The sequence below is a fragment of the Pseudomonas sp. FBCC-B1565 genome, assembly GCF_059133265.1.
In genome coordinates, this window is sequence record NZ_CP101438.1 from 6,485,382 (window position 1) to 6,511,662 (window position 26,281).

At 58.2% G+C, this 26,281-nt stretch carries 22 protein-coding genes; 2 read left to right on the plus strand and 20 right to left on the minus strand.

What is annotated here, in order from left to right:
- Positions 1–296: 296 nt before the first annotated feature.
- Positions 297–734, minus strand: a complete 438-nt coding sequence (locus NL123_RS29860; protein ID WP_494356916.1) for a hypothetical protein — start codon at positions 732–734, stop codon at positions 297–299.
- 345 nt (positions 735–1,079) lie between these two features.
- Between NL123_RS29860 and NL123_RS29865 the strand changes: the two genes are divergently transcribed.
- Complete coding sequence (locus NL123_RS29865; protein WP_494356917.1) at positions 1,080–1,301, plus strand: hypothetical protein; 222 nt, start codon at positions 1,080–1,082, stop codon at positions 1,299–1,301.
- 262 nt (positions 1,302–1,563) lie between these two features.
- On the opposite strand, the gene NL123_RS29870 is transcribed toward NL123_RS29865, so the two are convergent.
- The 14 genes from NL123_RS29870 to NL123_RS29935 all read right to left on the minus strand — a co-directional run bounded on the left by NL123_RS29870 (position 1,564) and on the right by NL123_RS29935 (position 11,357).
- Complete coding sequence (locus NL123_RS29870; protein WP_494356918.1) at positions 1,564–2,157, minus strand: hypothetical protein; 594 nt, start codon at positions 2,155–2,157, stop codon at positions 1,564–1,566.
- A complete protein-coding gene (locus NL123_RS29875; protein WP_058426352.1) occupies positions 2,154–2,726 on the minus strand; it encodes an RNA polymerase sigma factor in 573 nt (190 codons plus the stop codon). Before NL123_RS29875 ends, NL123_RS29870 begins: the two co-directional genes overlap by 4 nt.
- 153 nt (positions 2,727–2,879) lie before the next feature.
- The gene (locus NL123_RS29880; RefSeq protein WP_494356919.1) at positions 2,880–4,502 is read right to left on the minus strand and encodes a vWA domain-containing protein; all 1,623 of its coding nucleotides are present in this window, start codon (positions 4,500–4,502) and stop codon (positions 2,880–2,882) included.
- 186 nt (positions 4,503–4,688) lie between these two features.
- Complete coding sequence (locus tag NL123_RS29885) at positions 4,689–5,339, minus strand: DUF799 domain-containing protein (protein ID WP_248485625.1); 651 nt, start codon at positions 5,337–5,339, stop codon at positions 4,689–4,691.
- A complete protein-coding gene (locus NL123_RS29890) occupies positions 5,336–5,698 on the minus strand; it encodes a DUF4810 domain-containing protein (protein WP_494356920.1) in 363 nt (120 codons plus the stop codon). The genes NL123_RS29885 and NL123_RS29890 overlap by 4 nt, the downstream gene beginning before the upstream one ends.
- Before the next feature lie 29 nt (positions 5,699–5,727).
- Complete coding sequence (locus NL123_RS29895; protein WP_257103014.1) at positions 5,728–6,408, minus strand: CsgG/HfaB family protein; 681 nt, start codon at positions 6,406–6,408, stop codon at positions 5,728–5,730.
- Between the two features lie 45 nt (positions 6,409–6,453).
- On the minus strand, positions 6,454–7,035 hold the full coding sequence (locus NL123_RS29900; RefSeq protein WP_257103013.1) for a hypothetical protein: 582 nt from the start codon (positions 7,033–7,035) through the stop codon (positions 6,454–6,456).
- A 192-nt stretch (positions 7,036–7,227) separates the two neighbouring features.
- Positions 7,228–7,656, minus strand: a complete 429-nt coding sequence (locus NL123_RS29905; RefSeq protein ID WP_248485623.1) for an RDD family protein — start codon at positions 7,654–7,656, stop codon at positions 7,228–7,230.
- 7 nt (positions 7,657–7,663) lie between these two features.
- Positions 7,664–8,137 carry an RDD family protein gene (locus NL123_RS29910; RefSeq protein WP_494356921.1) on the minus strand — a complete coding sequence of 158 codons (474 nt, stop codon included), beginning with the start codon at positions 8,135–8,137 and terminating at the stop codon, positions 7,664–7,666.
- A 76-nt stretch (positions 8,138–8,213) separates the two neighbouring features.
- On the minus strand, positions 8,214–9,095 hold the full coding sequence (locus NL123_RS29915) for a tetratricopeptide repeat protein (protein WP_494356922.1): 882 nt from the start codon (positions 9,093–9,095) through the stop codon (positions 8,214–8,216).
- A gap of 58 nt (positions 9,096–9,153) precedes the next feature.
- Positions 9,154–9,849 carry a hypothetical protein gene (locus NL123_RS29920; RefSeq protein WP_494356923.1) on the minus strand — a complete coding sequence of 232 codons (696 nt, stop codon included), beginning with the start codon at positions 9,847–9,849 and terminating at the stop codon, positions 9,154–9,156.
- A 79-nt stretch (positions 9,850–9,928) separates the two neighbouring features.
- Positions 9,929–10,321, minus strand: a complete 393-nt coding sequence (locus NL123_RS29925; RefSeq protein ID WP_305432626.1) for a DUF2846 domain-containing protein — start codon at positions 10,319–10,321, stop codon at positions 9,929–9,931.
- Positions 10,322–10,662: 341 nt separating this feature from the next.
- Positions 10,663–11,145, minus strand: coding sequence for a DUF6985 domain-containing protein (locus NL123_RS29930; RefSeq protein WP_494356924.1), 483 nt, complete (start codon positions 11,143–11,145; stop codon positions 10,663–10,665).
- Entirely contained in the window at positions 11,142–11,357 is a 216-nt protein-coding gene (locus NL123_RS29935; protein WP_071488113.1) for an HNH endonuclease, read from the minus strand. The genes NL123_RS29930 and NL123_RS29935 overlap by 4 nt, the downstream gene beginning before the upstream one ends.
- A 676-nt stretch (positions 11,358–12,033) precedes the next feature.
- On the opposite strand from NL123_RS29935, the gene NL123_RS29940 reads away from it, so the two are divergent.
- Complete coding sequence (locus NL123_RS29940) at positions 12,034–13,227, plus strand: IS4 family transposase (RefSeq protein WP_494356925.1); 1,194 nt, start codon at positions 12,034–12,036, stop codon at positions 13,225–13,227.
- A 62-nt stretch (positions 13,228–13,289) separates the two neighbouring features.
- Here the strand turns inward: NL123_RS29940 and NL123_RS29945 are convergent, their stop codons facing one another.
- The 5 genes from NL123_RS29945 to pgaC all read right to left on the minus strand — a co-directional run bounded on the left by NL123_RS29945 (position 13,290) and on the right by pgaC (position 26,279).
- Complete coding sequence (locus tag NL123_RS29945; RefSeq protein ID WP_494356926.1) at positions 13,290–13,748, minus strand: SMI1/KNR4 family protein; 459 nt, start codon at positions 13,746–13,748, stop codon at positions 13,290–13,292.
- Between the two features lie 6 nt (positions 13,749–13,754).
- Positions 13,755–22,334, minus strand: coding sequence for a hemagglutinin repeat-containing protein (locus NL123_RS29950; protein WP_494356927.1), 8,580 nt, complete (start codon positions 22,332–22,334; stop codon positions 13,755–13,757).
- A gap of 30 nt (positions 22,335–22,364) precedes the next feature.
- A complete protein-coding gene (locus tag NL123_RS29955; RefSeq protein ID WP_494356928.1) occupies positions 22,365–24,086 on the minus strand; it encodes a ShlB/FhaC/HecB family hemolysin secretion/activation protein in 1,722 nt (573 codons plus the stop codon).
- Positions 24,087–24,453: 367 nt separating this feature from the next.
- Positions 24,454–24,936 (minus strand): poly-beta-1,6-N-acetyl-D-glucosamine biosynthesis protein PgaD, encoded by a 483-nt coding sequence (gene pgaD / locus NL123_RS29960; protein ID WP_494356929.1) that lies wholly within the window; start codon positions 24,934–24,936, stop codon positions 24,454–24,456.
- Between the two features lie 2 nt (positions 24,937–24,938).
- Positions 24,939–26,279, minus strand: coding sequence for a poly-beta-1,6-N-acetyl-D-glucosamine synthase (gene pgaC / locus NL123_RS29965; RefSeq protein WP_071493227.1), 1,341 nt, complete (start codon positions 26,277–26,279; stop codon positions 24,939–24,941).
- Between the last annotated feature and the right edge of the window lie 2 nt (positions 26,280–26,281).

Here is a 26,281-nt window from a genome sequence, read left to right on the forward strand (position 1 = left end):
CTTGGTAGGCTCGAGCGCAAAGCGCCTGCCCACAATACCCGGATGCTGACTTTAGCGTTACACGCAGGGGTAGCGTTACATCGGGTGTACGCTATGTCGCTCAACTGTGTAACAGGCATGAAAGCCAATGAAACAGGGCGTTTGGTGAAGGGCGTTACACTCGTAACACCGGTTACACCAGTTTTGGAGGGGGCTGGATATGTGCTCTGATGCTGCCTTTCCAAATTGGCCCTACATCACATTGTTGGCCTCTAGGTTGGTGGCCCTGATTGGCAGAAGTCGACCCATAGCTGTCATTAAATTGAGGTAACGAAGCGGGTTTCGAGACCTACACTTACTGGCGGTAGCGCATTAATCAATACGACGGCGTCGTCGCCCTGGTTAAGGTAGATCAATGAGTCACCGGTCTCGAACGTAACTCTGAATCCGGCCAGCCAAGGCTCTTGCCCGTTGAAAGAGTCAAGAATCCCCTCAACTGCGCAAATTTTTGTGTTCTCGAGGTGGGTTGCTGATAGACCTGCAAGTAGGTTTTCCCTCTTCCAGGAGCAGGTCACGTTCGACTCTATCTCGAAGGAAGCCGGCGTATCAGAAGGCAACAAGTCGGCGCCTACTCTCTCGCCATCACTCAAGAGATACATGGATACAACTTCTCGCTCGCCAAAACGCCACTCTAGAGAACCTATGTATCCTAGATCTTTCTCGTCGTTGAAATAGTACTGATCGTGCAGCAGCACACTCAGCCGCTTTCCCAAAAGCGAACGTGCGTTTTGCAGGTCTAGGGCAGCTCTTGTAGGGGATGGGGAGTGTCGGCTAGACATCGGACACCTCATACAGGTGGGAAGAGAGACAGATACTACACAAACGCCATTACGTCCGCTTCTGGCCGTTTTTTGCCGATCAAGGCCACCCAGTGTGCTGGTCAAATCCGATGCAAACGACTGGTCAAGTCCATGCAACTACGCATCAGGGAATCAAGATGACCAGCGAGATTTCCGATCACCAGGTGGTGAGGACAGCTGATATGCAATGCGACTGGCTCGAGGTAGATTGACTACCTGACAACACGGCGGGAGAACATCATGGAAGACACCCCTTTGCTTGCGTCATTGCTCAAGCGCATGAATGAAAACCAACTGGCCCTGGGGGCAGCTATCGAGGAGCTGTCAAACTGGGTTGAGCAAAGAGTATCTACAGAAGTGGCACAGAACATTCGAGGGGCACTGGATACCCTGGATGGAAATGCAGGATTTATCACCCTTGCGCTTGCCTCACTTGCGGCAGAAGGTCGAACGAAGAAGTAACTACTCAGATGGATGGCAACACATCAGCAACCATTTGGTGTTGCTTTATCTACCTCGAAAAAGTGGCCAGAAGGAAGCACCGTGTATGCCCACGTGTATGCCTAACCGAATAACAACCAAACATACCCAATGAATACGGGCCTTTTACTGTCCAGTTCAAACGACGCCGGGGCACCATATACAGATGAAAAAGCCCCAGGTCGAAAGGCCTGGGGCTTTTTTTGTATTAACTCTGCGGAGAGTTCAAACCAGCCGCATCCGCCTAACGCTTTTGCAGTGCCTCCAACCGCGCAGGCAAATCTTCTTCGGGGAAACGCTTGTAGAGTGCCAGCAGGTATTCATCTGCCGCCTTGCTTTCTCCCACTTCACGCAACCTAACAATCTCCTGCAACCCCTCCTCCAACGAAGGCAACGCCACCGGCGCACGCTTGCTGAATTTGGCGCTGGACTCATCCGCCATCGAACCCATGACTTGCGCGCTCTCTGCCTGGGGCGCGGCGGCCATTGGGGCGACGGGGGCTGGCGCGGACATCGCGGGTGCAGCGGGACGCGGTGCTTCGTCGTGCAGCGCAGAGAAGGTCGCGGTGGAAATGTCGGGCTGCGGCACAGGCGAGCGCATCACCACGCCGATCATCAGGGCCAACCCTGCAACGGTGGCGAATGCCATCTGCCAGCGTGGCCGTTGGCAGGCTTGCAGCCAGCGTTGCCACAGGTTCGGCTGCGGCGCCGGGGCTTCGCGGCGGGCGGCGTTGAGGATGAAGGCGTCGAGGGACGCCGGCGGCTCGACGGTATTGTGTTGACGATAGTGCTGGAGCAATTCGTCGTCGGAATCGGGAGTGTTTCGGGAGTCGATCATGCGGGTATCTCCTCGGCCAGCAGACGGCGCAGTTTCTGCTGGGCGTAACGCAGGCGGCTTTTCACGGTTTCCAGCGGGGCGTTGGTGAGGGCGGCGATTTGCGGCACCTCGAGGTCGCCGTGCAGGCGCAGCAGGAAGACTTCGCGCTGGTCTTCGGGCAGGTCTTGCAGCGCGGCATCGAGCCGCGCCTGGTCGCGGCTCAGGCTCAGTTGCTGCTCGGGGCCGGCGCTGTCGTCGGCCTGGGCATGCAATTGTTCGTCGTAGCTGTCGTGCAATGGGTTATGGACACCGTGCTTGCGCCAGTGGTCGATCAGGCGGTTGCGGGCGATCTGGAACAGCCAGGTGCGAAAACTCGCCCGGCCTTGTGGCTGGGTGGCGCTGCGGATCAGACTGAGCCAGGTCTCCTGGTAGATTTCCTCGGCCAGTTCGGCCTTGTTACTCAAGGACACAAGGAATCGGTACAGGCCCTGGCGGTGCCGTGCGTACAAGGCTTCGAACGCGGCGCTGTCGCCGGTGCGGTAGCGGGCCAGCAGTGATTCGTCGCTGGGTAGATCATCTGGAACAGCCATGTAGGGGGCGAACTCCTTTTTATCAGCCGAAGCTGGTCTAACTGTGGGAGGGGGCTTGCCCCCGATAGCAGTGGGTCAGTAGCACACTTGATACTGATACACCGCCATCGGGGGCAAGCCCCCTCCCACATTTGATTGTTGTCATGGCTGTGATCAGGGTTTGAGGCTTTGGGCCAACTCCACCAGCTGCACGAACTCGTTGCGCAAGCCAAACGGGTCATCACCCCGGGCCGAGCGGGCCAGTGCGGCGGTGTCCTGCAGGCTCATGCTGCCAGTGTAGCGGCCATCGCCCTTGAGCTGTTGGGCAAAGGCAGCCACTGCCGCCGCAAAGCGCAGGTCATCGCTGGCTTTGGAGGGTTCCTGGCTGATGGGCCGTTCGATCAGTTGGCTGGCACCGCCCGCAGCAGGTTTGTAGCGCACCCGCAGCATCGCCAGTTCAGCGGATTTATCCCCGGCCACAGGCGCAGTGGCGTAACGCAGAGGCTCCAACCACCCCTTCTCGCCCTTCGGCACAATTTCGTACAGTGCCGTGACCGTATGCCCTGCGCCAATCTCACCGGCGTCGACCTTGTCGTTATTGAAATCCTCACGCTTCAAGGCGCGGTTTTCATAGCCAAGCAAGCGATATTCGCTGACACGCGCCGGGTTGAATTCCACCTGCAACTTCACATCCCGCGCGACCACGGCCAAGGTCGAGCTGAGCTGATCCACCAGCACCTTGCGCGCTTCGCGCAGGTTGTCGATATAGGCGTAGTTGCCGTCGCCGGCATCGGCCAGTTGCTCCATCAGGTGTTCGTTGTAGTTATCCACACCGAAGCCCAGGGTGGTGAGTGACACACCACTTTTACGTTGTTCTACCGCCATTTGCTTGAGGCTGTCGAAATCACTGATGCCCACGTTGAAGTCACCGTCGGTGGCCAGCAGGATGCGGTTGATGCCCTTGTCGATAAAGCCTTCACGGGCCATCTGGTAGGCCAGTTCGATACCGGACGCGCCCGCCGTGGAGCCGCCGGCGGTGAGTTGGTCGATGGCGTTGCGGATCTTGGCCTTGTCGCGCCCGGAGGTGGGCTTGAGCACCACACGGGATTCACCGGCATACACCACCAGCGAAACGTGGTCCTGGTCGCGCAGTTGATCCACCAGCAACTTCAGCGTGCTTTTCACCAGCGGCAAGCCTTCGCGGCGGTCCATGGAGCCGGACACATCCACCAGGAACACCAAGTTGGCCGGTGCCAATTGCGCCAAGGCGCGGTCGGACGCCTTGATGCCGATGCGCAGCAACTGGGTATGCGGGTTCCACGGTGTGGCGGCGACTTCGGTGGTCACGCCAAAAGGCGAGCCATCGGTGGGCAGCGCGTAGTGGTAGGGGAAATAGTTGACCATCTCCTCCAGTCGCACAGCGCCTTCGGGCGGCAGGCTGCCTTGGTTGAGGAAACGCCTGACATTGGCGTAGCTGCCGGTATCGACGTCGACGCTGAAGGTGGACACCGGCGTCTCGGCCACGCGGTGCACCGGGTTGTCCGGCAGGTTTTCGTATTGCTCGCGGGGTTCGCTGCGGTAGTCCATCGCGGCTGACTCCTGCATACGCATCGGTGCAGGCATTGCCATGCGTTTGACCAACGCACCCTGGGGTGACGCGCTTTGCAGCTCGGCGACGGGCTCGGCCGGCTTGGCCAGCTCAGGCGAAGAGGACAACCCACACCCGGCCTGCGTTACCAGTACGGTAACCGCAAAGCCCTGGGCAGCAGGACGCAGGAAGAGCAGAGGACGGGACATGGGCTGAACCTCGTGAATGAAATGATCCGTTCACAAGGTCAGACGCGAGGTGCGGGATGTTCGGGTTAACCCTGATTCAAATAACAGTCCAACTGTGGGAGGGGGCTTGCCCCCGATGGGGTGGGTCAGTCAAACATGTACTGACTGATCTACCGCTATCGGGGGCAAGCCCCCTCCCACATGAACTCAGTCCGTGCCGTACTTCGGGTTACGCGGACCGTACAGGATCCCCGCACGTTGCCCCGGTGACAGCAGGCGCGCACTGGTGATACCGGCAATCGGGTGTGCCGCATCGGTGGAGCTGTTGATCACCTGCTTGACCGCCGCCGTGATCAGCATGCCGATGAGGCCGCCGCTGTTGTTGTTGCCTTCCTCGCTGGACGCCCGCGCCGAGCCGGTCCACAGGGTGGTGCCGGTACGCAGGTCCACCAGTTTGGCCGAAGCCGTCACGGCGGTGTCACTGGAGATCAGCATGTACTTGGTGCCGTACTCGGTGACGGTGATATACAGCGCGGCGTCCGCACCGAAGATGTCATGCAGCTTGGTCGGTGGCAGGGCCTGAATGTCGTTGGCGGTGGTCAGGCCGTTCTGGCGGAAGGTTTCATCCACCAGGGCAATCGGCAACACGTAGTAGCCGGCTTCCGCCAACGGGTAGGTCACTTGCGAGACCAGGCTGTAGGACGCCTGCACTTCCGGCGACTCATTAAGCGGCGGCAGTACCAGGATCGACTTCGGTCGTGCCTGCTTGTACGCCGTGTAATCAATGGTCTTGGGGGCTGCGCAACCGCCGAGCAGGGCCAGGGCCAGCAAGGCGCCCGTAAGTTTCAACAGGCTCATTTAGTGGCGACTCCGGTCTTGGCGTTTTTCAGCAGAAAGTCCATGTACGAGGCGGATTCAGGGAACAGCGCCTTCTCGGTGCGAAACTCCTGCACCATCTGGTCATCCTTGCCCATGCTCAGGTAAAGCATGCCCAGGTGGGCGTGGTAACCCGGCGGGGCTTTGCGGCCGCTGGCGTTGATCTTCTGCAGATCACGCTCCAGTGCCTCGATCTGCGCTTCCTTGGGCTCACCCTTGAAGTATTCGTAAACCTGCGGCTGATAACTTTCCCATTGATACAACGGCTGGGGCGCGGTTTGGCACCCGGCGACCGTCGCCACTGCTGTCAGCATCAGCGCCAACTTGACTGCCTTGCTCATCCTTGTACTGCTCCTTGAGGTGCTGCTGATCAGTTGCGCGGGTTCCAGGCGCCGGCATTGATGCCGTCGACGAGGCGGTTGATGGCTTCGCGCATGGCCAGGTCGAGGACCTTGCCATTGAGGGTGGAGTCGTAGCTGGCGGTGCCGCCGAAGCCGACCACTTCACGGTTGGACAGCGCGTACTCACCGGCGCCCTGGGTGGAATACACCACTTCGGAGGTGCTGATGTTGACGATATTCAGCGCGACTTTGGCGTAGGCCACTTGGGTCTTGCCACGGCCGAGAATGCCGAACAGCTGGCGGTCGCCGGTTTCCTTGCGGCCGAACTCGGTCACGTCGCCGGTCACCACGTAGTCAGCGCCCTTGAGCTTCTGTACGGTGCCTTTGATCGCGGCTTCCTGGGAGATTTCGCCCATGTTGTCGCGGTCTAGCACGCTGAAGCGGTTGGTCTGCTGCAGGTGGGTGATCAGGATGGTCTTGGCCTGGCCGCCGAGACGATCCACGCCGTCGGAGAAGATGCCGCGCATGTAGCTGGAGCGGTTGTCGAACTTGCCCACGGCAATCGGCACGCGCACGCCGGAATAAGCGACGTTGGCGCTGGCGACTTGTTCCACCGGCATCGCGCGGTTGCTCTCCGTGGCACAACCGGCCAAGGTCAGCAGCGCTGCGGCGGTGAGGCCGGACAGCAGGATTTTGGACAGTGTGTTCACAGGGTGCTCCTAGGTAGGGAAATCCAGAATGATCGCGATGACCGCTTATCGAGCAGGAATATCACGCAGGTCATCGATGATGTAGCGGCTCAAGCCGTCAGTGAAATGTCGCTCGACACTGGCGTTACCGGTATTGGTGATGATGCCGCCGAGGGTCTTCCATTGTTGCGCCTGGCCCACCCAGTTGTTGGGCACCAGGCCTGATCGGCCCTGGCCGAAGTGCAACACCTCGGCCCCGGCTTTCTTGACCTTGACCTTGTAGCCGAAATCGATGCTTTGCAGGATGGTGCCGTCGTCGATCACCAGATTGCTCAGCCCGCCATTGGAGTCGATGATGTGGCGCACATAGACGATATCCACGTCCAGCAAGTAATCGGCGGTTTCCTTGCTGGCGGCGTAGCGCTTGGCCTTGAGCAAACGATCGACCAGGTCGACGCCCAACGCCTTGCGAACATTGTCGTCGGCCATGAAGTGTTTGCTTTTACCCCTGACCTCAACGTCGAAGTTGTCGAGCCAGTAGGTAGCGGTCTTGGGAATAGTCACCGGCGCCGGGGAGATGTAATACGCCGGCTTGGAGGCACAGCCCGCCATGAGGCAGGCGGCGAGAAATACGGCAAACACGCGCATGTCTGAATTCGTCCCTGAAAAGTATCGTGCTTTAAACAATCGCGGCATTCTACGGAGTTGAAAGGCGTTCTCAAGTTGTTTTAAAGCCTGAGCGGCGCCGTTTTGCTGGCGTTCTGCCCTGCAAGCCCGGCAAACGACGCTAAGGCCTTGTCCGCAAAAAGAAAGAGTGATGGCTCTAAGCTATCACCCTGCCTACGTATTGATCACAACCGTCTTGGCCAACATATCGCCCAAACGACGACGCATGCCGAACAACACAAAAAGACCATCCAATACGCTGAACAGCAATTTCGGCGCATTGCGCAGGAACGACTGGAACAGCGTGCAGTTCATGGGGTACGGGTACCCCACCACCGCCGTGCGGCATACACGCTTACCCAAGCTCTGGCCATTGGGTAGCGCATCGCAGAACAAGCCGTACCCGAAGGCCAGGAACAACAATGCGTAGTGCAGGCCATTGAGCAATGCCGAGCCTGCTGCGGCGTCCAGATAGACAGAGCCCAGGCTTCTGTTCAAAAACAGCAGGAACAACACCACGGCCATATCGATGAAATAGCCGAGTAACCGTCTGAACGGGCTGGCGAGGTCCCAGGTTTCTTTAGTCGCTACTGAGTCGTTCATAACGTCCTTACCCTCTGCCATTGTCATAAATATCTGCCAGGCCGCGCACGCTCGTCAGGTTGCCGGTCTGGATCACGATGGTCTTGGCGAACATGTCACCCAGGCGCGTCCTGGACTCCATGAAGATCCACACCCAATCGATGACCACCAGCGCCCCGGAGTTACGCGTGAACGACTGCGAAACGCTGCAACCTTTGCGGGTCTTGCGGTCGACCGTGGCGATGCTCAGCAGGCGCTTGCCCAGGCTCTGGCCGTTGGGCAGCGCGTCGGCCAGCAAAAAGTAGGCAAAGGCCGCAAAAAAGGCCGAGAGGAAACCGGCCTTGGGGGTGACCGCAGGCACGTGGGCTGACAGCAGACCGGCGCTGAACTTCACGATGAAAAAGATCAGTACTGCGATGGCACAGTCGATGACCCGTGCAGCCAGGCGACGACCGATGCTGGCCAGGACGGTCGGGCGCTTAGGGGGGGTGCTTGCATCCATTCGGTGTTGCTCCAGATTCAAGGTGATTGGGTCTGTGTTGAGTTTGAACGGGTCATGGCATTTGGGCTCCAGCCCTTCAATTCAAACCGACCTTGAGAGACCGCTCGGACGACCAGGAGTCCTGGCCTGCCTGCAATAGCGGCTCGGCAGGAATGCGGTATTGACCGAATGCGTTGACCACGGCCTGGTCTACCTCGGCGTTGCCCGAGCTTTCGATCAATAGGATTTTCGGCACATTCGAACCCGACTGGCCTTGCACTTGCAGCGTCACCGGCTTGCTCGCGCTGCCGCGTTTGATTTGCTTGTTCAAGGCAATCTCGATGTCCAGTGCCGTACGATTGAGGCTCTTGCGACTGGTGTCATCCCAGACCTCGTTGTAGCGCTGTGCCTGTTCAGGCGTCAGCACCGGTCGTTGAGCGCGAATGCGCTGAAGGCCCTTCCAGGCAACATCGCCGGCATGCTGGCTGGCCTCCACGTAATACATCATGGCCCCGAACAAATCCTGCGGGCCACCTCGACCCTCTTCCATCAATCGGGCCAAGGCGAGTTTGCTTTTATCGCTGTCGCTGTTGGTCAGCGCCAACTGATAAAGCCGTCGCGCCTCCACATCGTTGCGCACTTGCCCGTGGCCCTCCTCGGCCATGCGCGCCAGCCTTTCGTAACCGACGCCATCCACGGCGGCAACGGACTCATAAAGCGATCTGGCCTTGGCAAAATCTTGTGGCACGCCGCCACGACCGGATTCGTACAAACCACCGAGCGCAGTCTTACAGCGCACGTTGCCGTTATCGCTGGCTTGACGAATGAACTGAACCTGATCGGCTGTGGGGCTTTTCTCGCCCTCGGACAGCATGCATTGAACGTTGGCCAGACTCTGCTCAAAGGAGCTTGGCGGCCTGGAAGCTTGACACCCGGTGACGAGGCCGGTGATTGCCAGTAGAACAATTGCTTTTTTCATGTGATGCGTCCGTGGAATCGGGAAACAGGGGCAGGCCAGCATTAACGCACGCGCTGGCTTATTTGAGCTCTTTCACCAAATACCCACTGGAGATCTGCGTAATCCCCGTGAGCGCGCGGCGCAACGCCTCGGGGTCGGTGCGATAGGTGAGCGGCGTGTAGCCGTAGACGTTCTGGCCATTGAACGGCGTGACCGCCTCGCTGGTGCGCCAGACCATTTCATCGCCGCGATTCATCTGCGCCAGCACATTGAGGGTGGGGTACACCACACTGCTGAACCCTTGGGTCAGGCGAAAGCCCCACTCGGCCACGGTCAGCTGGATCTGCGCATCGGCGGGTTCGTCGTCACCCACCACTTTGAGGGTTGAGGTCTTGCCCAACGCATCGATAAAGCCTTGTTTGAGCAACACGCCCAAATCGATTTTTTCTGCCTCCATCACTGTAAGGATCGCTACCGGCGCCGGCATCTCGGCCAACTGCCCAAGTTTCATACCCCCTGCAAACCCGGCGCCGCTCAACGCCGCCGTGCCCAACCTGGATGCACCGCTGGCCATGCCAACGCCCGCGCCAAGCCCGGCCCCCAATGCTGCGCCCCATGCTTGCTCACGGCCCATGTAGACCATCTGTTGCGACTCCCACTTTACCGGCAACACCTTGACCGTCTTGATCTGGGCGCGGTGTTCGGGCGTAAGGGGATGGCTGACACAGCCGCCGAGGATAAGGGTGGCAAATAGGATGAAGAGGAGGTTTTTCACATCAGTCCTTGAAGGTTTGCGCAGGGTGAAAAATGACGGCCTGCCGGACCTGGAGCCCGGCAGGCTTCAACGGTTCAACTCACTTGTTTTCTTTTGCCACGGTGCCCAGTGACGCATCCTTGACCAGGTAACGGCCTTCGAGGTCGCTCAGCACTTTAAGGCTGTTGCGTGCGATGGCGAAGCCCATGTCGACTTCCTGCTTGAGGTAAACCACCTGACCCGCCTTGACATCAATCGGCATGTCCGCCCAGTTTTCAGCCTTGGAACTGATTACGTGCTTGCCCGGTGTCACGAAAAAATAGATGTACTGGTTACCGCGGTTGTAACCCATCTCCGAGTCGGCTTCCTTGTCATCCAGGAACACGTTGAAGCGAACCATCATCCCCACGTTGCTCGGACGCACCACATACACCAAGCCTTTATCGGCGACAGCAGCCTTAGGCAACGAATAGTTCGCCACATCGGCTTGCATCTTCTCCACCGACGGCGTCGAGGAGCAGCCAAACAGAGTGACGAGGGACAGAGCAACAGCGGCTTTGCAGAACAACTTGATCATGTATTTCTTCCTTGTGGGTAGCGGTGGGGCGGTTTCGAAAACGCCGACGAAGGCCGGTTCACCCTTTCCTGATGCGTCTGGCCATCGCCAGTGTGTCGGCAGTGGAAGGCATCACATGAGGCATTGTGCCATCACTGTGATCCCGTGTGCGGGTTTGTACAAAATGTGGCCTGGCCCTGATTTTCTCCTGATCGGCAAGTAATTATTAAATGAGACTGTCCCCTTTTTTTGACTGACCCCTATTTTTCCTTTTTTTATCAACCTAGTAAGATATCCTGAGTATCAACGGTCTCCACAGAACCATCAGTGACTAGAACCCCCAAGCCAAGCTGCGGATCAAAATTCGCATCAAAAATAAAACCAATTTGACGCATTCCCGCGTCAAAGGGAGACAATACTTTAATACACTTCAGAGTGACCAAGTCCCGCATATGATCAACTGCATGGGCGTTAGGGGCTTTGATATCAACCTCATCAGCATCAAAGCGCTCTCGGTATTCCTCAGATCTACATATGTAATAGCTAAAGATAGCCTTTTCTACGGCCAAAGAGACGACAGCTTTATTTGAACTAAACTCTCGAAACGCAAGTCTCTGAATATCAGAGATAGAATCACCATCAAAAGTTTGGACAATGAGTTCAACCTCACACAAACGTCCAAAAATAAACACTTCACACAATCCTGTCCAAGCCTCGTCAAAATGCAGCTCACCAAAATCTCTATCTGATATAACTGTCATTTCTTAAGCGCCTCTAGCAAACTTTTCTCAGCGATTCCGCCAAGATGGCCATATTTCAAACCAAAATCCATCGAACCGACCTTGCCAGTATGGATAAACGAGGGCACCAACTGCAGTGTTCGCATATCTTCAACCTCATGCCACGTATATTTCTCTTCTCTAATAAACCGAGCCACATCAGCTTCTTTAATACCCAGTTGACTCGCCAACATTTTGTTAGACGCGGGAAAATTAGCATCCCTCAGGGTCTGACCCCTATTCCGTTTTAATTTCAACGCCGCCCAGTTTCGTATTTAAGCAAACCTTGCTCCTCACGCGCCTGTAAATAATTAGCCATACGCTGCGCTTCGACTCCATTAAAAATAGGGGTCAGACCACCAATATACATTGGTGCACTAATCGTGGTCTGCCCCCTATTTCCCCGCAGACCGGTTGTTTCCCCGCTGAATAATGTGCAACGGGATATCCGGCAGTATAACTCTAGGACGGCGAGCCATATAAACCCCCAAATGAATAAGAGCTTACAGCTTAGCCGCCCATCACTAGGCCAACAAAATCGAATAATTACAAAAAATAAATCATATTTTAAAAGAGCAATTCTGCTGAACTCTAAAAAGCGCAAAACCGTGGTCTGACCACTATCTTTTCCCAATTCCTTATAACAATCATGAGGCGTTATAAGTGCAGAAGGTTCCAGCTGTGCATTTACTCGGGGGAAATAGGGGAAACAGGGGTCAGATCAGCAATATACATAAGTGCACTAATCGTGGTCTGACCCTGAGGGATCCCCGATTTTTCTTACCGAAAATCAAGAAGTTGGAATATTGAAGACACCTGCATGAGTCGGCAACTTGGTTTGCACCACACAAAAACAAGACCCCCGAACTCATGCAGGCCATCCGATTTTTACACAGAGCACTCGCTCAAGCACTGCCTTCAATCCATTCTCGCCGTCTGACAACGCTGGTGAGTTGTGTCAGTTCGTTACTACGAGGTCGTCGCCTGACGCTGACTGCGCTCGGACGTTTTATGCCAGGTCAAGCGTATCCAAAACATGCAATCAAGCGAGTGGACCGATTGTTGGGTAATCAACACCTGAGAGCGGAGCGGCCATTGTTCTACTGGGCGATGCTGCGGGCATTGCTGGGCTCCTTGAAGCACCCTTTAATCTTGGTCGACTGGTCGAGAATTGATGCGCCTGGCGACGCTTTTTTGTTAAGAGCTGCGGTCCCGTTTGCGGGACGTTCATTTCCTATTTATGAAAGCGTTCATGAACGCGAAAGTTGCCCAAGATATCAAAGCCGTCTGCTCAAAACGTTGGCTGAGTTACTGCCTGATGGATGCGTTCCAGTCCTGGTCACTGATGCAGGTTTCCGGCGCCCCTGGATGAAGGCTGTAGCAGCGCAGGGCTGGTATTACGTGGCCCGTATACGAAATCGTGAGCTTTATCGTCGCGAAGACAATGACTGGCAACCAGTGAAGAATTTGTACGCTCTGGCCACCTCATCGGCCAAATCGTTAGGCCGTGTCGAGATGACACGTAGCGCCCCTCACTTCATCGATTTGTACTGTGTCCGTCATTCAGCAAAGGGCCGCAAACACCAACGTGTTACAGGCTCAGTCGCTAGAAGCAAACTAAGCCGGCAGTCCGCTAGACGTGAGCGCGAGCCGTGGTTGCTTGCCAGTAACTTGTCGCAAAGCGAGTGGAATCCAGCAAAAATCGTCGCGATTTATAAGCGGCGTATGCAGATCGAAGAAGGCTTCCGGGATGTCAAAAGTGAGCACCTGGGATGGGGCTTGAACCTGCATCGAAGCCACTGTCCAAAGCGCATTGAAGTGTTGTTGCTGATTGCCGCTTTGGCCAACTACCTGATCTTCTTAACAGGGTTGCAGGCACGAGAGAACCAATTGGAGCGGCGTTATCAAAGCAACAGCCTCAAGGAGCGGCGAGTACTTTCTCTGTGGCGTTTAGGCCTGGAGTATTGGCGCAGTTGCACAGGTCTCGGAGACCGAAAGCAATTAGAAATATTGGAGCATGCTCTGCGTGATGAGGTGCATCATCAGGCGCAGAGCTTGGAGTAAATTTGTGGGGATCCCTCAGGGTCTGACCCCTATTTCCCCCTTTTTAAACGCAGAATTATTATTCAACTAAAAGACATTATTCTTTTTTCTAAGAAACCGATAAAGTTTTTCGCATACAAACTAGAAGTTTGATCAGAAAGATCAAGCCTATAAACAGGATATTCCCCATCATTAAGACCATCGTCTGTGGCAAAATAAAATGATTCCCCTGCACCCGGCGGTTCACAGATAAATAGCCTCTCCTTCCCACACAACCCATTTCGACCGTTAACGATTGACATATAAACGATATCACCCCCCCTTACACTATCAAATTCCATTTCGTAGATACTATAAATCTCCTCCCCAGATATTTCCCCGCCAGAATAAAACCTCAGCCACCATTTATAGCTATCAGGCAACTTCAACCCAAGGCGAGCTTCAGCTTTATAAATCCACTCATCAGCAATCCCGTCACCATAATCAGCAAACTCAACAAAATCCGACTCTTCAATAAGATTAATTATTCTCGAATAATCCACGCCCAATTACTCCCCGCTCCGAGCCCGCAACTTCCAATAATCCGACTGATAAGAATTAAACTCTTTAGCCTGCTTTGTCAATGTTTTTGCATTCAAATCCGTAGGAACTGAAACATAATCAGTCGTAGGATTTCTGTATTCTGCAGAGTCTTTGTAACGAGTATACCTAAAGCTTTGAGCGGCATTGGATGGGACATGAAGAACACTGCTATTCTGGCTATGGAAAACAGAACCAACTTCTGCAAGTGAACCACGAGTACCAGCGAATCCATTAACCTCAGTTTGCGAGAGATGATGTAACTCAACTGATTTCCCATCATACCCAATTGGTGCTCGACCCGAGGCCATCCTCTCAAGGTTTGAGCCTTGAACAGTTTTACCTCGTACTCTCCAGGTCGATACGGCCTCTGGGTCAAAGAGGTCGTTACGTTGATAAACAGTCCTATCTAGAACTGTTGTTTTATTCCAAAAACCATCAGCTTTAGGCGTGGTAAGTGCGACATTTCTACCCGCCATCGTGCCCGTATCAGCAGAACCTGGCACTTTTGCACCGTTTGCCCCAAGGACAAAAACCTCACCTGACGCCTCCGTCGCCAATTTCCTTTTCGCAAAGGTAGCGGCCACGACCTCTGAAATCCTCGCTCCCAGACCTACACCTGTGAGCGAAAGGGCCGCCTCATCCAACGCCGTGACCGATTCAGCCGATTTCCTGGCGAGTACCAACAGCCTCGACATCGCGTCTTTTGAAGCCAAGTCGTTGGTCGAGACGTTAATGATTTCCGTCGCATGAGCATCTGCCTGCTCCCGACCGTACTGAGCCCATTTGTCAGCCAAGGGCAATTCGCCATAAAGGCCTTTGCCCAGACCATTAAACAGGCTTGTGTCTACAAACTGCTCTTTGGTCGAATTGAACGCATACACCGCAGAGCCATTGGCAATAATTGGGGTACCGTCTTTCCACGTTAATGGAATTTTCTGATCAGCCAATTCTTGAATCGCGCCTCTGGCAATCACCAAATCACGATCCAACCAATCCCGCGTCGGGTCGTTGCCCCAGTTCTTTTCCAGTGCGTCTAAACGGGCGTTTTCGACGGCATCAACCTTTGATCCTGCTGCCATACGCAGCAAGTCTTCCCACGAGGCATCCGATTTCGGCTTGAGCCTGGTTTTCTCTAACTCTTCAGCTTTCTTCTTGAGTAGCGGCACCTCTTGGGTCAGGTGAAGCTGTCGATTGAATACTTCGACGCCGTAACCGGTCCCGCTACCGACAGCAGCGCCGCCGGTGCCATTCCCGGCGCCTGCTCCAGCGCCGATACCGGTCGCAACCAACGCTGCTATGTTGTCCTGACTGGCCTCAGATAATTTGCTGTTCTCAAGCGCCTTTGCAATCGAGGGCATCAACGCAGCAGAAGCACCGGCCCCCAACGCGCCACTCTGTACGTTGCCGCTGGACAACCCAATGGCCGCCCCTGCCAACGCGTGCAACATGACACGTGCTGCTCCACCTTCAGCCCATGCGGCTCGAGTGGCCGCGTCCGATTTCGGGTTGAGGGATTGCGCCTCGGCGTAATCACCCACGCGCTTGAAGATCTCGCTGGAAGCCGTATTGGCAACGATACCGACTGTCGTACCAACGGGCGCGCCACCAAGGCCCGCGGCGATCAGTCCCGTCGCGATATCGGCCATCATTTTCTTGTCGCCGCCGAACTGCCAACGCTTGGCTTCCGAATAAGCCAGATCAGCGGCACGGGCGGTATCAGCAGCACCAGGCGCGCCTGCGTCTGCTTGTTCCTTCGCCGCCTGCCCAAGCTTCTTGGCCTCATCGGCCTTCGCCCTGCCTACCGCACTGATCACCCCACTGGCCAACTGCGCCGAGCTTTGGATCAGGTCAATACGCTCTTGCATAGCCTTTTCATCAGGCCGGTCAAGTTTCTGATTGGCATTGGCGGTGTCACGGTTCAGCCCCACCAGATCATTGGCGCCTTCAGCACTGCGAACCACAATCGTGCCTTCGCTGACCGCGCTACGGGTGTAGCTATGGTCTTTTTCCTTGAGCGCTATCGGGATGCTGCCGCCCATCGAGGCACCGCTGGTGCTGCTGGACGACACCGAAATACCGGCAGACTGACTTTTGATTTCGCTGACATTCTTGATGTCGCTGACGATCAGGCGGTCAGTGCTGAGCCGGTTCTTATCAGCTGACGCTTCACTGGCAATCACCGCACCTTGCAGGGTGGTGTTCTTGCCGACATTGATGTCGTAGCCGCCCGTGCCCGCATACAAACCGCTCTGGTCGGTCACGCCCTTGTAGTCGCTGTTCATATTGGCAGCGGCAAGGTTCGCCGAGCCCGCTACGGTAGAGCCGTAGCAGAACGGCGGGATGCAGATACTCGCGCCGAAGCCTGCGCTGCTCTGTTTGCTGCGCGACGACTCGGTGTCCTGGAGGGAGATGATATTGAGGTTGCCGCCAATATCTGCCTTGATACGGTCCGCACGAACCTGGGCGCCTTTGAGGGTGGTATCGCCACCGCTTTGTAACAACAGGCTGCCTGTATCCAGGGTGCTGTTGACCTGAGTGACGGAGCTACCGTTGCCATTGTTCCTGGCCCCCTGCGCACCGAGGTCGAGGGTGAAGCCGTTTTGCTCGCCAATATTGAAGCTGGCACCAATAGCGGTTTTACTTTTCGACCCTTCGTTTTTGCGGTCGGTGGTGTTTTGTGCGCTTTGCATCAACACATCGTTTTTGGCTAACAACAAGGTGTTGGCGGCTCTCAAGCTGCTGCCAGTGATCTGGATATCACCCTGAGTTCCCGTCGCAGCGCCCGTGGCAACGATCGACAAGTCTTGCCCTGCGTTGAGCGTGCTCTGCTTGGCGGTGATGCTGTTGTATTCGCTGCTGTTCTTGCTGCGATTATTAGCCAGTTCGGTGCCGATCTTGATCAGCGAACCGTTGCCGGGCGTACCGCCGGTTTTGTTTTTAAAGCCGGAGCTTTGCGCATTGGCGTCCGAGGCCTGGCCGTTCAGGTTGTAAGCGGCGAGGGCCGCCTGGGCGATTTTGACTGCCTTGAGTCGTGGGTCATCAGCACTACGGGCCGCTTTGACGGCGTCGCGCATGCTGGTGGCGGTGTCCACCACCGAGCCCGCGATCACCCGCCCTACCGCCAAACTCTTGGAACTGTCCTTACTGGTCTGACTGGCCGTCTCCATCCCCGAAGTAACGGTGACATTCGCCCCACTCAACGCCATGTTCTTGGTGCTCACCAGATCACTGGCCACCACCTTCAACTCACGCCCCGCCGTCAACGACACATTGCCCGCACTCGAGCCAATAGTGCTGCCGGTCAAGGTCATTTCATTGGCGGTGCCGTTGTGCTTGGAGCTGTTGATGTACAGCTTCTGGTTGCCGGTCATGTCATCCAGACCGAGCTTGTTACCGGTCAGCACGCCGGTGAGGTCGCGATTTTTTTCCTTGTGCATGTCGGTGCGGGCGAAGGTGTTCTGCGCCGCGTCGATGGTCAGGTCGCGGCCGGCCTGGACGGCGAGGTCGCCGGTGCTGACCAGGTTGGAACCGGTGACCGTGGCGTCGCGCTTGGCGGCGACGGTGACGGTCTCACCGGAAACCATACTGCCCAGGGCGGTGGTGCGTTTTTCGTCGACTTTGTCCTGGACCTTGCTCGACTTCAGGCCGCCCCAGCTGCTTTTGCTTTCCTTGCGTTCGTGGCGGGCGCTGTCGGCGTTGCTCACCGCGAGGATGTTCACGTCCTGGCCGGCCACCAGTTGGGTGGCGCCTTTTTCAGCAGTGACAGCACTGCCGGCCAGCAGCAGGTCTGCACCCGCGACGACGGTGCTGTTTTTGCCAGCGCTGACCAGGCTGCCGACGTTGTTCACGGCATCGGTTTCATCCAGGCGGAATTTTTTGCCCTGGGAGGTTTTCTTGGTCTTGCTGTAGAAGCTGTAGTCCTGGTCTTGCGCGGCTTTGAGCTCAAGGTTCTTACCGGACACCAGGTACGCCTCGTTGCCGGCATTCACCTGGCTGGCGACCAGTTGCAGGTTCTGCCCGGCGCTCAGGGTGGCGTCGCCGCCGGCCTTGATCACGCTGGACACTTGCTGCACGTGGTCTTCGATGCTCTTGACCTTTTTTGTGTTGCCTGTGGAGTGCTGCTCGTTGGCCGCCGCAACGGCGTTGAAGTCGCGGGTGGCAATCAGGTTGACGTCGCGCTTGGCCTCGACCTGGCTGGCCACGGCGCTGATATCGCGCCCGCCAATCACATGCAGATCGCGGCCAGCGTCGACCACGGAGCCTTGCTGGGCGATGGTGGTGAAGCTGGAACGGTTGCCGATGGCGCCGCTGTCGAGGGTTTTCGAGGCGGTGATGTTGACGTCGCCCACGGCCTTGACCGTGGTGTCGGCACCGCTCTTGAGTACGCCGCCGACGTTGTTGACGTTGCCGCCCGCCTGCATGACCAAATCGTTGGCCGATTCGATGCGCGCGGCGCTGTCGACGAAGTCGCTGCGTTCGGTGCGGTAGTTGCTGGCGCTTGCGTGAGTGGTGACGCTGCGTTCGTTGAGCAGGTCGGCGCCGGCGGCGAGGTTGACGTTGCCCGCGCTGATCACACCGCCTGCGCGGTTGGTCAGGTTGTTGCCGCTGAGCAGGTCGAGGCGGCCACCGGCTTCCATCAACCCACTGTTGGTGAGGTTGCCGCCGGCGTTCGCCAACAGGCTGCCGGTGGCACGCAAGGTGCCGGCGTTGTTGAGGTTACGGCCGGTGATCAGGTTGACGTCAGTGCCGGAAATCAATGCGCCGTTAGGCGCCAGGCGGTTGCTTGCCTGGGCGAGGTACAGCACCGGCACCAGCACTTGTTGGCCGGCGACGGTGGCGTTTTCCAGCCACACGATGTCGTGGGTCAGGGCGGCGACTTGTTCGGCGGTGAGGCTCACGCCTACGGACAAATTCAGCGCGCTTTTGCTGCTGATGGCGTTGTCCATCAGGTGCTTGAACAGATCGGCGTCGCTGGTCTGGCCATCGATGAAACGCTGGCCGGTCCGGGCGAGCACGGCTTGCTGGATCAGGCGCTGTTCGTAGAAGCCATCGCCGAGGCGACGCTGTGCCGTGTCCGGGTCATAGCCGAGCTTGCTCAGCATGTAGTCCGAGCTCATGAACTGGCGCATGTCGGTGAGCAGCGGGTTGGTTTCGATCAGGTACTTATGCGGGTTGGCCGCGAACTGGCTGGTGGGCAGGCCTTTGGCGCCATCGCTGTCGTTGAGGTGGAACAGGCCGTTCTCGCCAGTGGGCAGGTCGAAGCCGGGCAGGCCCAGCGGGTTGACCTGTTGCTGGGCAACGTCCGGCGGCAGTTGCGGGTTGAGGCTGACCAGGGTCGAGTATCCCGGCGCATGGGTGTTGGCACCGCTGCCGACGTAGGTGTAGCCACCGTGCACGACGCTGTTGTCGATGCCGGCCTGGGCCTTCACATCCACGCTGCCGCCGGCTTGGATCACAGCGGCGTAGCTTTGGTCTGGCGCGCTTAACTGGGTGGTCTTGCGCAGGGCTATCTGCTCGCTCTCCATCTTACCGATGAACGAGGCCAGGCCCGCTTCGACGCCGCCCATGTCCTGGCCTGCCGAATAGCGCTGGGTGAAGGCCGCCGCCTCGCGGTACCAGCCTCCCGGCTTACGCTCGCGCTCGGAAGTGAAGACGCGATCGTACTGAGTGTCGTGGGTCACGACACCGACGTTGGTGAGCTGGTTGACGATGGCCGTGAGGTTGCCACCGGCGGCAATGCTGCTGCTGCTGTTGAGCAGGTCGCCGCCGGTGAGCAGCATGTTGCCGCCCGAGGTGATGCTGGACGCTGCCGTGGCCTGGCTGACGATGAAGTGATCACGCTGGGTAATCAGGAACGGGTGGTTCTGCTTGGGGCCGTCGCAGTCGCCACCGGTCACGCGAAAGATGCAGGCGGTGGGCGTGATGGAGGCGCTGTAGATGCCGGACTCGGTGTTGAGCACAGTGCGGATGTTCTGGATCGTGCTGGCGGCCAGGATCAGGTTGCGCTCGCTTTCGAGGGTGCCCGAGCTGTTGATGATGCTGGTGGCCAGGCCACCCTGGCCGTCGCGGTCGACGCGCAGGTTGCCCATGGCGTAGATCGTGGCGCCGAGGTTCTTCAGGCGGTCGACCTTGAGGTTCAGGTCGCCGCCGCTGAAGATCAAACCGTGGTCGTTGAGCAGGTTGCCCACCGAAAGATCCAGGCTGCCCTGGCTGGCGACGCTGCCGCCCACGGTCCAGTCCTGGCCGCTGCCGACCAGGGCACGGGTGCCGAGCAGCTTGCCGGTGGCGGTCTGTTGCAGGTTATCCACGTTGACGGTCAGGCGCCCGGCCTGGATCGCCGTGCTGTTGGTCCAATTAGCCTTGTCGAAGGTCAAGTCACCGTTGGTGACCAGGCTGCCACCGACGTCATCGAGGCTGATGCCACTGAGGTCGAGCACGCCGGTGCCTACGTGCAACACCTTGCCGCCGGTGTTCTGGAAGCGGGTGGCGGCGAGGCTCAATTGGTCGTTGGCGGTCTCCAGGCTGCCGCTGTTGTTGAGCAGGCCGCCGATGGCGTAGCGGGTCTTGCCGCTGGCGCCCAAGGCGCGCATTTGCCCGCTGTTGTTCAGGCTGGCGGTGTCGACATCGAGGGCCGTGGCGCTTTCTATCAGGCCACGGTTGGTCAGTGCGCCATTGAGGCTGACGTCGATGCGGTTGCCGGCGATCTCGCCGCCGTTATCCACATTCATACCGGTCAGGTGTACACGATCGCGGGCGAACAGCGCGCCGTTGCCGTTGTTGAAATCCGTGGCGTCGATCTGCGCATCACCGGCTTTGGCGGCAATGCGACCACCGTTGTTGTCGAGGGTACCGGCGGTGATGGTCACGCCAGCGTTTTCACTGTGGATCAGGCCGTTGCCGCTGTTTTGCAACAGGCCGCTGGTGGTCAGGGTCAAGCCATCGTTGGCGGCCAGGGTGCCGTTGTTCTGGTTGTCGACACTGTTGGCGAACACGGTCAGCAAGCCCTGGCTGGCGAGCTTCCCACCCTGGTTATCGATGTGTGCGGCGCGCTGGATCAACAACGGCCCGGCGCTGGCCAGCTTGCCGTTACGGTTGATCAGGTCGCCGATCAGATCCAGGGTGATCGCCCCACCGCCGGTCAGGCTACCGGCGCTGTTATCCAGGCTATTGCCGTTGAGGGTGAACGCACCGCTGCTGTCGATGATGCCGCCCTGGCTGTTGTCCAGCAGGCCGCTGACGTTGAGCGTCTGCGTGCCGTCGCTGAGCAGGCGCCCTTTGTTGCGGTTGTCGACACTGGCGGCGGTGATGTTCAGCGCCTGCTTGGCGCTCAAGGTCGCACCCTGGTTATCCAGGCTTTGCGCCGTGGCGGTGAGGCTGCGATTGGCGATCACGGTGCCGGTGTTGGTGATGCGCTGGCTGTCGAGGCTGACATCGCCACCGGCATTGCGCGTGTTGTCGGGATTGACCCCGGCTTCGATGATGCCGCTGTTGGTCAATTGGCCGTTGCTGGCCAGGGTGATGCTGTCGCGTGCGGCGAGGGTCTTGCTGTTTTTCAGGGTGCCCTTGGTCTGTGCCTTGAGGGTGGTGCCGGCGTAGACCGCACCCTTGGTCTCCAGGCTGGCAGCCTTGATGTCCACTGCGCCGCTGGCGGCAGCCTGGGCCATGCTCAGGTGGCCGTTGGCATCGAGTTGAATGTCACCACCACTGGCGGCCAGCGTACCGTCGAGCTTCACGCCCACACCGGCTTCGGTGCCCACCAGCTTGATCGCGCCGGCGTACATGCCGCCCAAGGCCGACGAGTCAATCGCCAGCTCCGGCTTGGCACTGCCGTCATCGGCACGGGCGGTGGTTTTCAGGCTTTGGGCATCGACGTCATTGCGCCCGGCGATCACCGTGAGTTGTTTTGCGTTGATCTGCGCATTGATCTTGGCCGAACGGGTGATGATCTCGAAACGGTCGACGTTGCTCGCGTTCAGGCCTTTGCCGTCGATGGTCACGGCACCGCCGTCGACCTGGTAGCTTTTCAGTTGCCCGGCCTGATCGATCACCGGTTTACCGGTGGTCAGGGTGACGTTGGGGGTGTTGATGAAGCCGCAACCGTTGCAGCTGATGCCGTAAGGGTTGGCGACGATCACCTTGGCCGACTGGCCCGCCACTTCGGTGTAGCCGCGCAATTGGCTGGGGCTGCCGCCTTTGACTTCGTTGAGGATGACATTCGCCGCGCCGCCCTTGAGGTTCGGGTTGCCGACAATGATCCCGCCCAGTTGCGTGCTTTGCACAATGCTGTTGGCGTTGTTGAGGATCACGCCGTTGGGGCCGACGTTGTAGTCCTTGAACTGGTTGTGGGACAGGCCGCTGCCATTAGGGGTGGCGATGTTCACCACCGGCACGCCGTTGCCCGCCTGGCCGACCGTGGTACCGGGGCCACTGACCACGATGCCTTCGGCGCTCGCCAGCAATGGCTGCCAGAACAGCGCGTTGGCCAGGATCAAGGCCAGGCCGCGTTGGCTCAGGGTTTTAAGGGCAGTAACAGGGCGAACGTCCATATTCAAAATCTCAAGGCAGCGGGCGTTGAATTACAGGTAGAAATCCAGGCGGAAATAGATCGGCGCTTCGCGCTCGGTCATCACGCCAGGTCGCTCCAGGGAGTGGGCAAAGGTCACGCTGGTGCTGACGTTTTTGCCGCGAGCGAACAGCTCGAGGGAGTTACTCGACACCCGGCCGTGCTGGTCATCGTTGTAGCGATCGTGGCGAATCACGCCTTGGTCGTAACCGACGCTGGCGCCGTATTCGACAAAGGCCGGGCGCATCCAGTCGAGGGTCACCGGGCGGGCCCAGCGCACTTCGTTGCGCCAGTAGCCGCCGCTGTCGCCGGTCAGTTGCTGGTCCTTGAACCCGCGCACCGAATACGAGCCGCCGAGGCTCATGCGTTGCGCCGGGTACAACACGTCTTCACTGCGCTGCCCGGTGGCCAGGCTGGAAAAACTCAACGATTCGCCCCACAGCGTGAAAGGTTGCAGGTAGCTCACTGTGGCGGTGTATTTGCGGTAGCGCGGGGTTGGGGTGAGGTTGCCGCGGATACGTTCCTGGTCATCCTTCTGGGCGTCAAAGGCGCCGGTACCGTTTTGCATGCCGACATCCAGGTTGACGAAGGCGCTGCCGATGCGGCGTCCATGGTTGATGCCCACCTGGAACTCGCTGAGGCGGTTGCTGCTGACGTCCAGGCGCTCGTCGTTGAAGTAGTTGTTGGTGCGCAGATGGGTCAGGCCGACATTGACCGAGGTCTTGCTCACGTCATCGCGATGCACCACGCGCTCGGCACGCAGCTGGTGGTTCTGGCTGTCGCCTGTCTGCTTGTACTTGTAGCCGTCAAGGTCGCCCGGCGTGCGGTAGTCGCTCTCGCTGTAGGTGTAACTGAAGTTCCACCAGCCCCACGGCACGTTGTAATACAGCATGCTGTTTTTCGAGGTTTTCTGGTGGTCGCTGATGGCGTCGTGACCACCGCGCAGGATCAGTTGATCGGCCAGGCCCAGGGGACTGTCCCATTCCAGGCCTGCGCCCCATTGCTGTTCGCCGGTACTTTTCTGCCCGTCGTTGTTGCGCGACAGGCTGGCGCGCCAGGGCTTTTGCGGGGTGTTCTTGACCAGCACATCGCTGCCGCCGATCTGGCTGCCGGGGGTCAGTTCCATCTGCGCCTGCCTGGACGGCAAGCGGCTGAGCTGGTCGACCAGTTGCTCGACCTCCCGCAGGTTCAGCGCCTCGCCGACCTTGCCAGGAAAGGCCATGGCCAACTCGCGGTCGGTGACGGTACTGCCTTGGGCGCCTTTCAAGCCTTCGAGCTTGCCTTCGACCACCAGCACTTGCAAATGGCCGCTGGAAAGGTCCTGTTGCGGCAGGTAGGCACGGCTGGTGACGCGGCCTTTGGCGATGTAGTAGTCGGTGATCACCTTGAGCAGCTCATTGAGCTGCGCCACGCCCAGGCACTGGCCGATATAGGGCTTGAGCAGACGCGTGCGGTCGGCGCCGGACAGGCTGTCGGCGCCCTTGAGTTCGATGTCTTTGATCGGGAAGCAGCGGGTGTCGACCGGCGTGGCCGGAGCCTGGGGCTTGGCTTCTTTGCCAGGCAGGTCCTGGAGTTCTTCCAGGCGCCGACGCTGCTCTTCCAGAAGACGGTTCTGGCGGTCGCGGATCAGGTCCTGATCCCCTGGCGTAGGGGCGGCCGAGGCGCTGTTCAGGCTCAAATAAGCAAGCAGGAAAGTGCACAGAAAGTACCGAGTCCGTGGCAATAACAAAGACATGTTCGATCCGTCGAAAATCAAGGGCCGGCAAACTAACATCGAACTTGCACCCACTCAAAACAACGAGCTAGTTGCACATTCGTACTAGTTATTCACGCAAGCTGTTGATTAATAACAACTAAATTTAATCAGATAGATAAGCGGCTTGTCATCGGAAGTATTATTCCGACCAGCGGCAGCACTATTGATCGCGATTCATCGGAGAACTTATAAATTGCCATTAATTGGCCATCAAGTTCTTGCCGAGATAAGTTAGTACCGGAAAAAGCAGAAAAGTTCGCGGGCGTTTTGTGAATTGGATCCCACTTGTCGGGATTAACCGAGGTCGTTCCCACGTTGCATGGGAACGACCTTACAGCGCACTGGCTCAGCTGGCGTCTTTGTTCTGGTCCTTGCCGGGCACCAGGGTCAGCCCCGGTTTTTCCACATCGCGGGAGACATGGGACTTCACACCCGCCACACCGCCCTCGTCGTCATTCTGGATCACCAACACCCCAGGTCGGCGCAACTGCTCCAGGTCCCCTTCACCGAGGCTGAAGCTCTCGCTCAGGCGCTTGTCACTGAGGGCGTTGCCCTCGGCACGGCGCTGGGCAAACTTGCGCCCCTTGCGTTGCTGGTAGCGCGCCCAAGTGACCAGGATCACGGCGTTGAACAATGCAATCCACAGGTACACCTGCAAGGTGTTGAGCGCGGCAAAGATCGGCGCCTCAATGCGCGGCCCGCCGTGAGTCTCCAGCATCGAGGTGATCCCGCGCGCCAGCAGCCAGATCAACCCGGCCCAGGCCATCAGGGTCAACACCACATCAATAATCCACATCACCAAACGCTGGCGGGTTCTGACCAGTTTCATGATCACGCCTCCTCTTCGGTAGGTTTGATGCCGCGATCAGGGCTGACCCAGCGCGCACGCTTCTGATGTTGATTGAACAGCACCTTGGGGAAACTGACCAGGGTGGTGAACAGGCTCACCAGCCAGAACACCATCGGGTACCACACGGTCCAGAACAGGGTTTTCCACAGGTCTTTCTCGTAGCGGCGGTCGATCATGATGCTCACCGCGAACTGCACCAGGCACACCATCGCCAGCACCAGCCCGGTAAACGCCGGCGGGACCAGCGAGTCCACGGTAATGGCCGGTGGCAGCACCATGAATTTGCCGAGCACGTAGAAGATCACCGACAACAGGAAGGTAAACGCCCAACCAGTGGAGAGGCAGTACTCGAACAACAGCGGCCACAGGTAGCGATGGCGCCATTGCCAGATGCCACGGATGTTCTTGAACAGCACTTCGGCACCGCCCTGGGCCCAACGCAGGCGCTGCTTCCACAGGCCGCCGACGGTTTCGGGCATCAGGATCCAGCACAGCGCGCGAGGCTCGTAGAAGATGCTCCAGTGATCGAGCTGCAGCTTCCAACTGACATCGATGTCCTCGGTGATCATGTCGGTGCTCCAGTAGTCGATGCGGTCCAGCGCCTTTTTACGGAACGCTACCACCACACCCGACACCGTGAAGATCCGGCCGAACACCCGCTGCGTACGCTTGATCAAGCCGATGATCGAGGAGAACTCGCCGACTTGCACTCGACCGATCAGCGTCGAACGCGTGCGGATGCGTGGGTTGCCGGTGACGGCGCCCAGACGCGGGTTGTCGAGCATCGGCGCGACCATATAGGCCGCGGCGTTTTTGTCGAGCAACGCGTCGCCATCGATGCACACCAGGTATTCGCTGCGCGCCGCCACGGCGCCCATGCGCAGGGCCACGGCCTTGCCCTGGTTCTGCGCCAGATGCAGCACGCGCAGGCGCGGGTTCTCCAATGCCAGGGCATCAAGTACGGCGGCGGTGTTGTCCTTGGAGCCGTCATTCACCGCGATCACTTCGATGTTCGGGTACAGCTGACCCAGCGCCGCATGAATGGTATCGGCGGCGTTATCGCCTTCGTTGTAGCAAGGGATGATGATCGAGATCAGCGGGTTGCCGGCCAGCGTTGGCGCCGGGGTGTCCTCTTCCCAGGGCCAGTGGCGCTCCCAGTGCAGCCAGAAGTACAGGCCGCCGGCGATCCACAACGCCGACATGAACAGCGGGTAGAAAAACACAAAGTCCATCAGGAACTGCCCGGTGACCAGGAAGATCAGGCCCAGGGGCACACCCAATACCAATGCCAGCACGAATAAAGCCAGGATTCTATCGAACATGG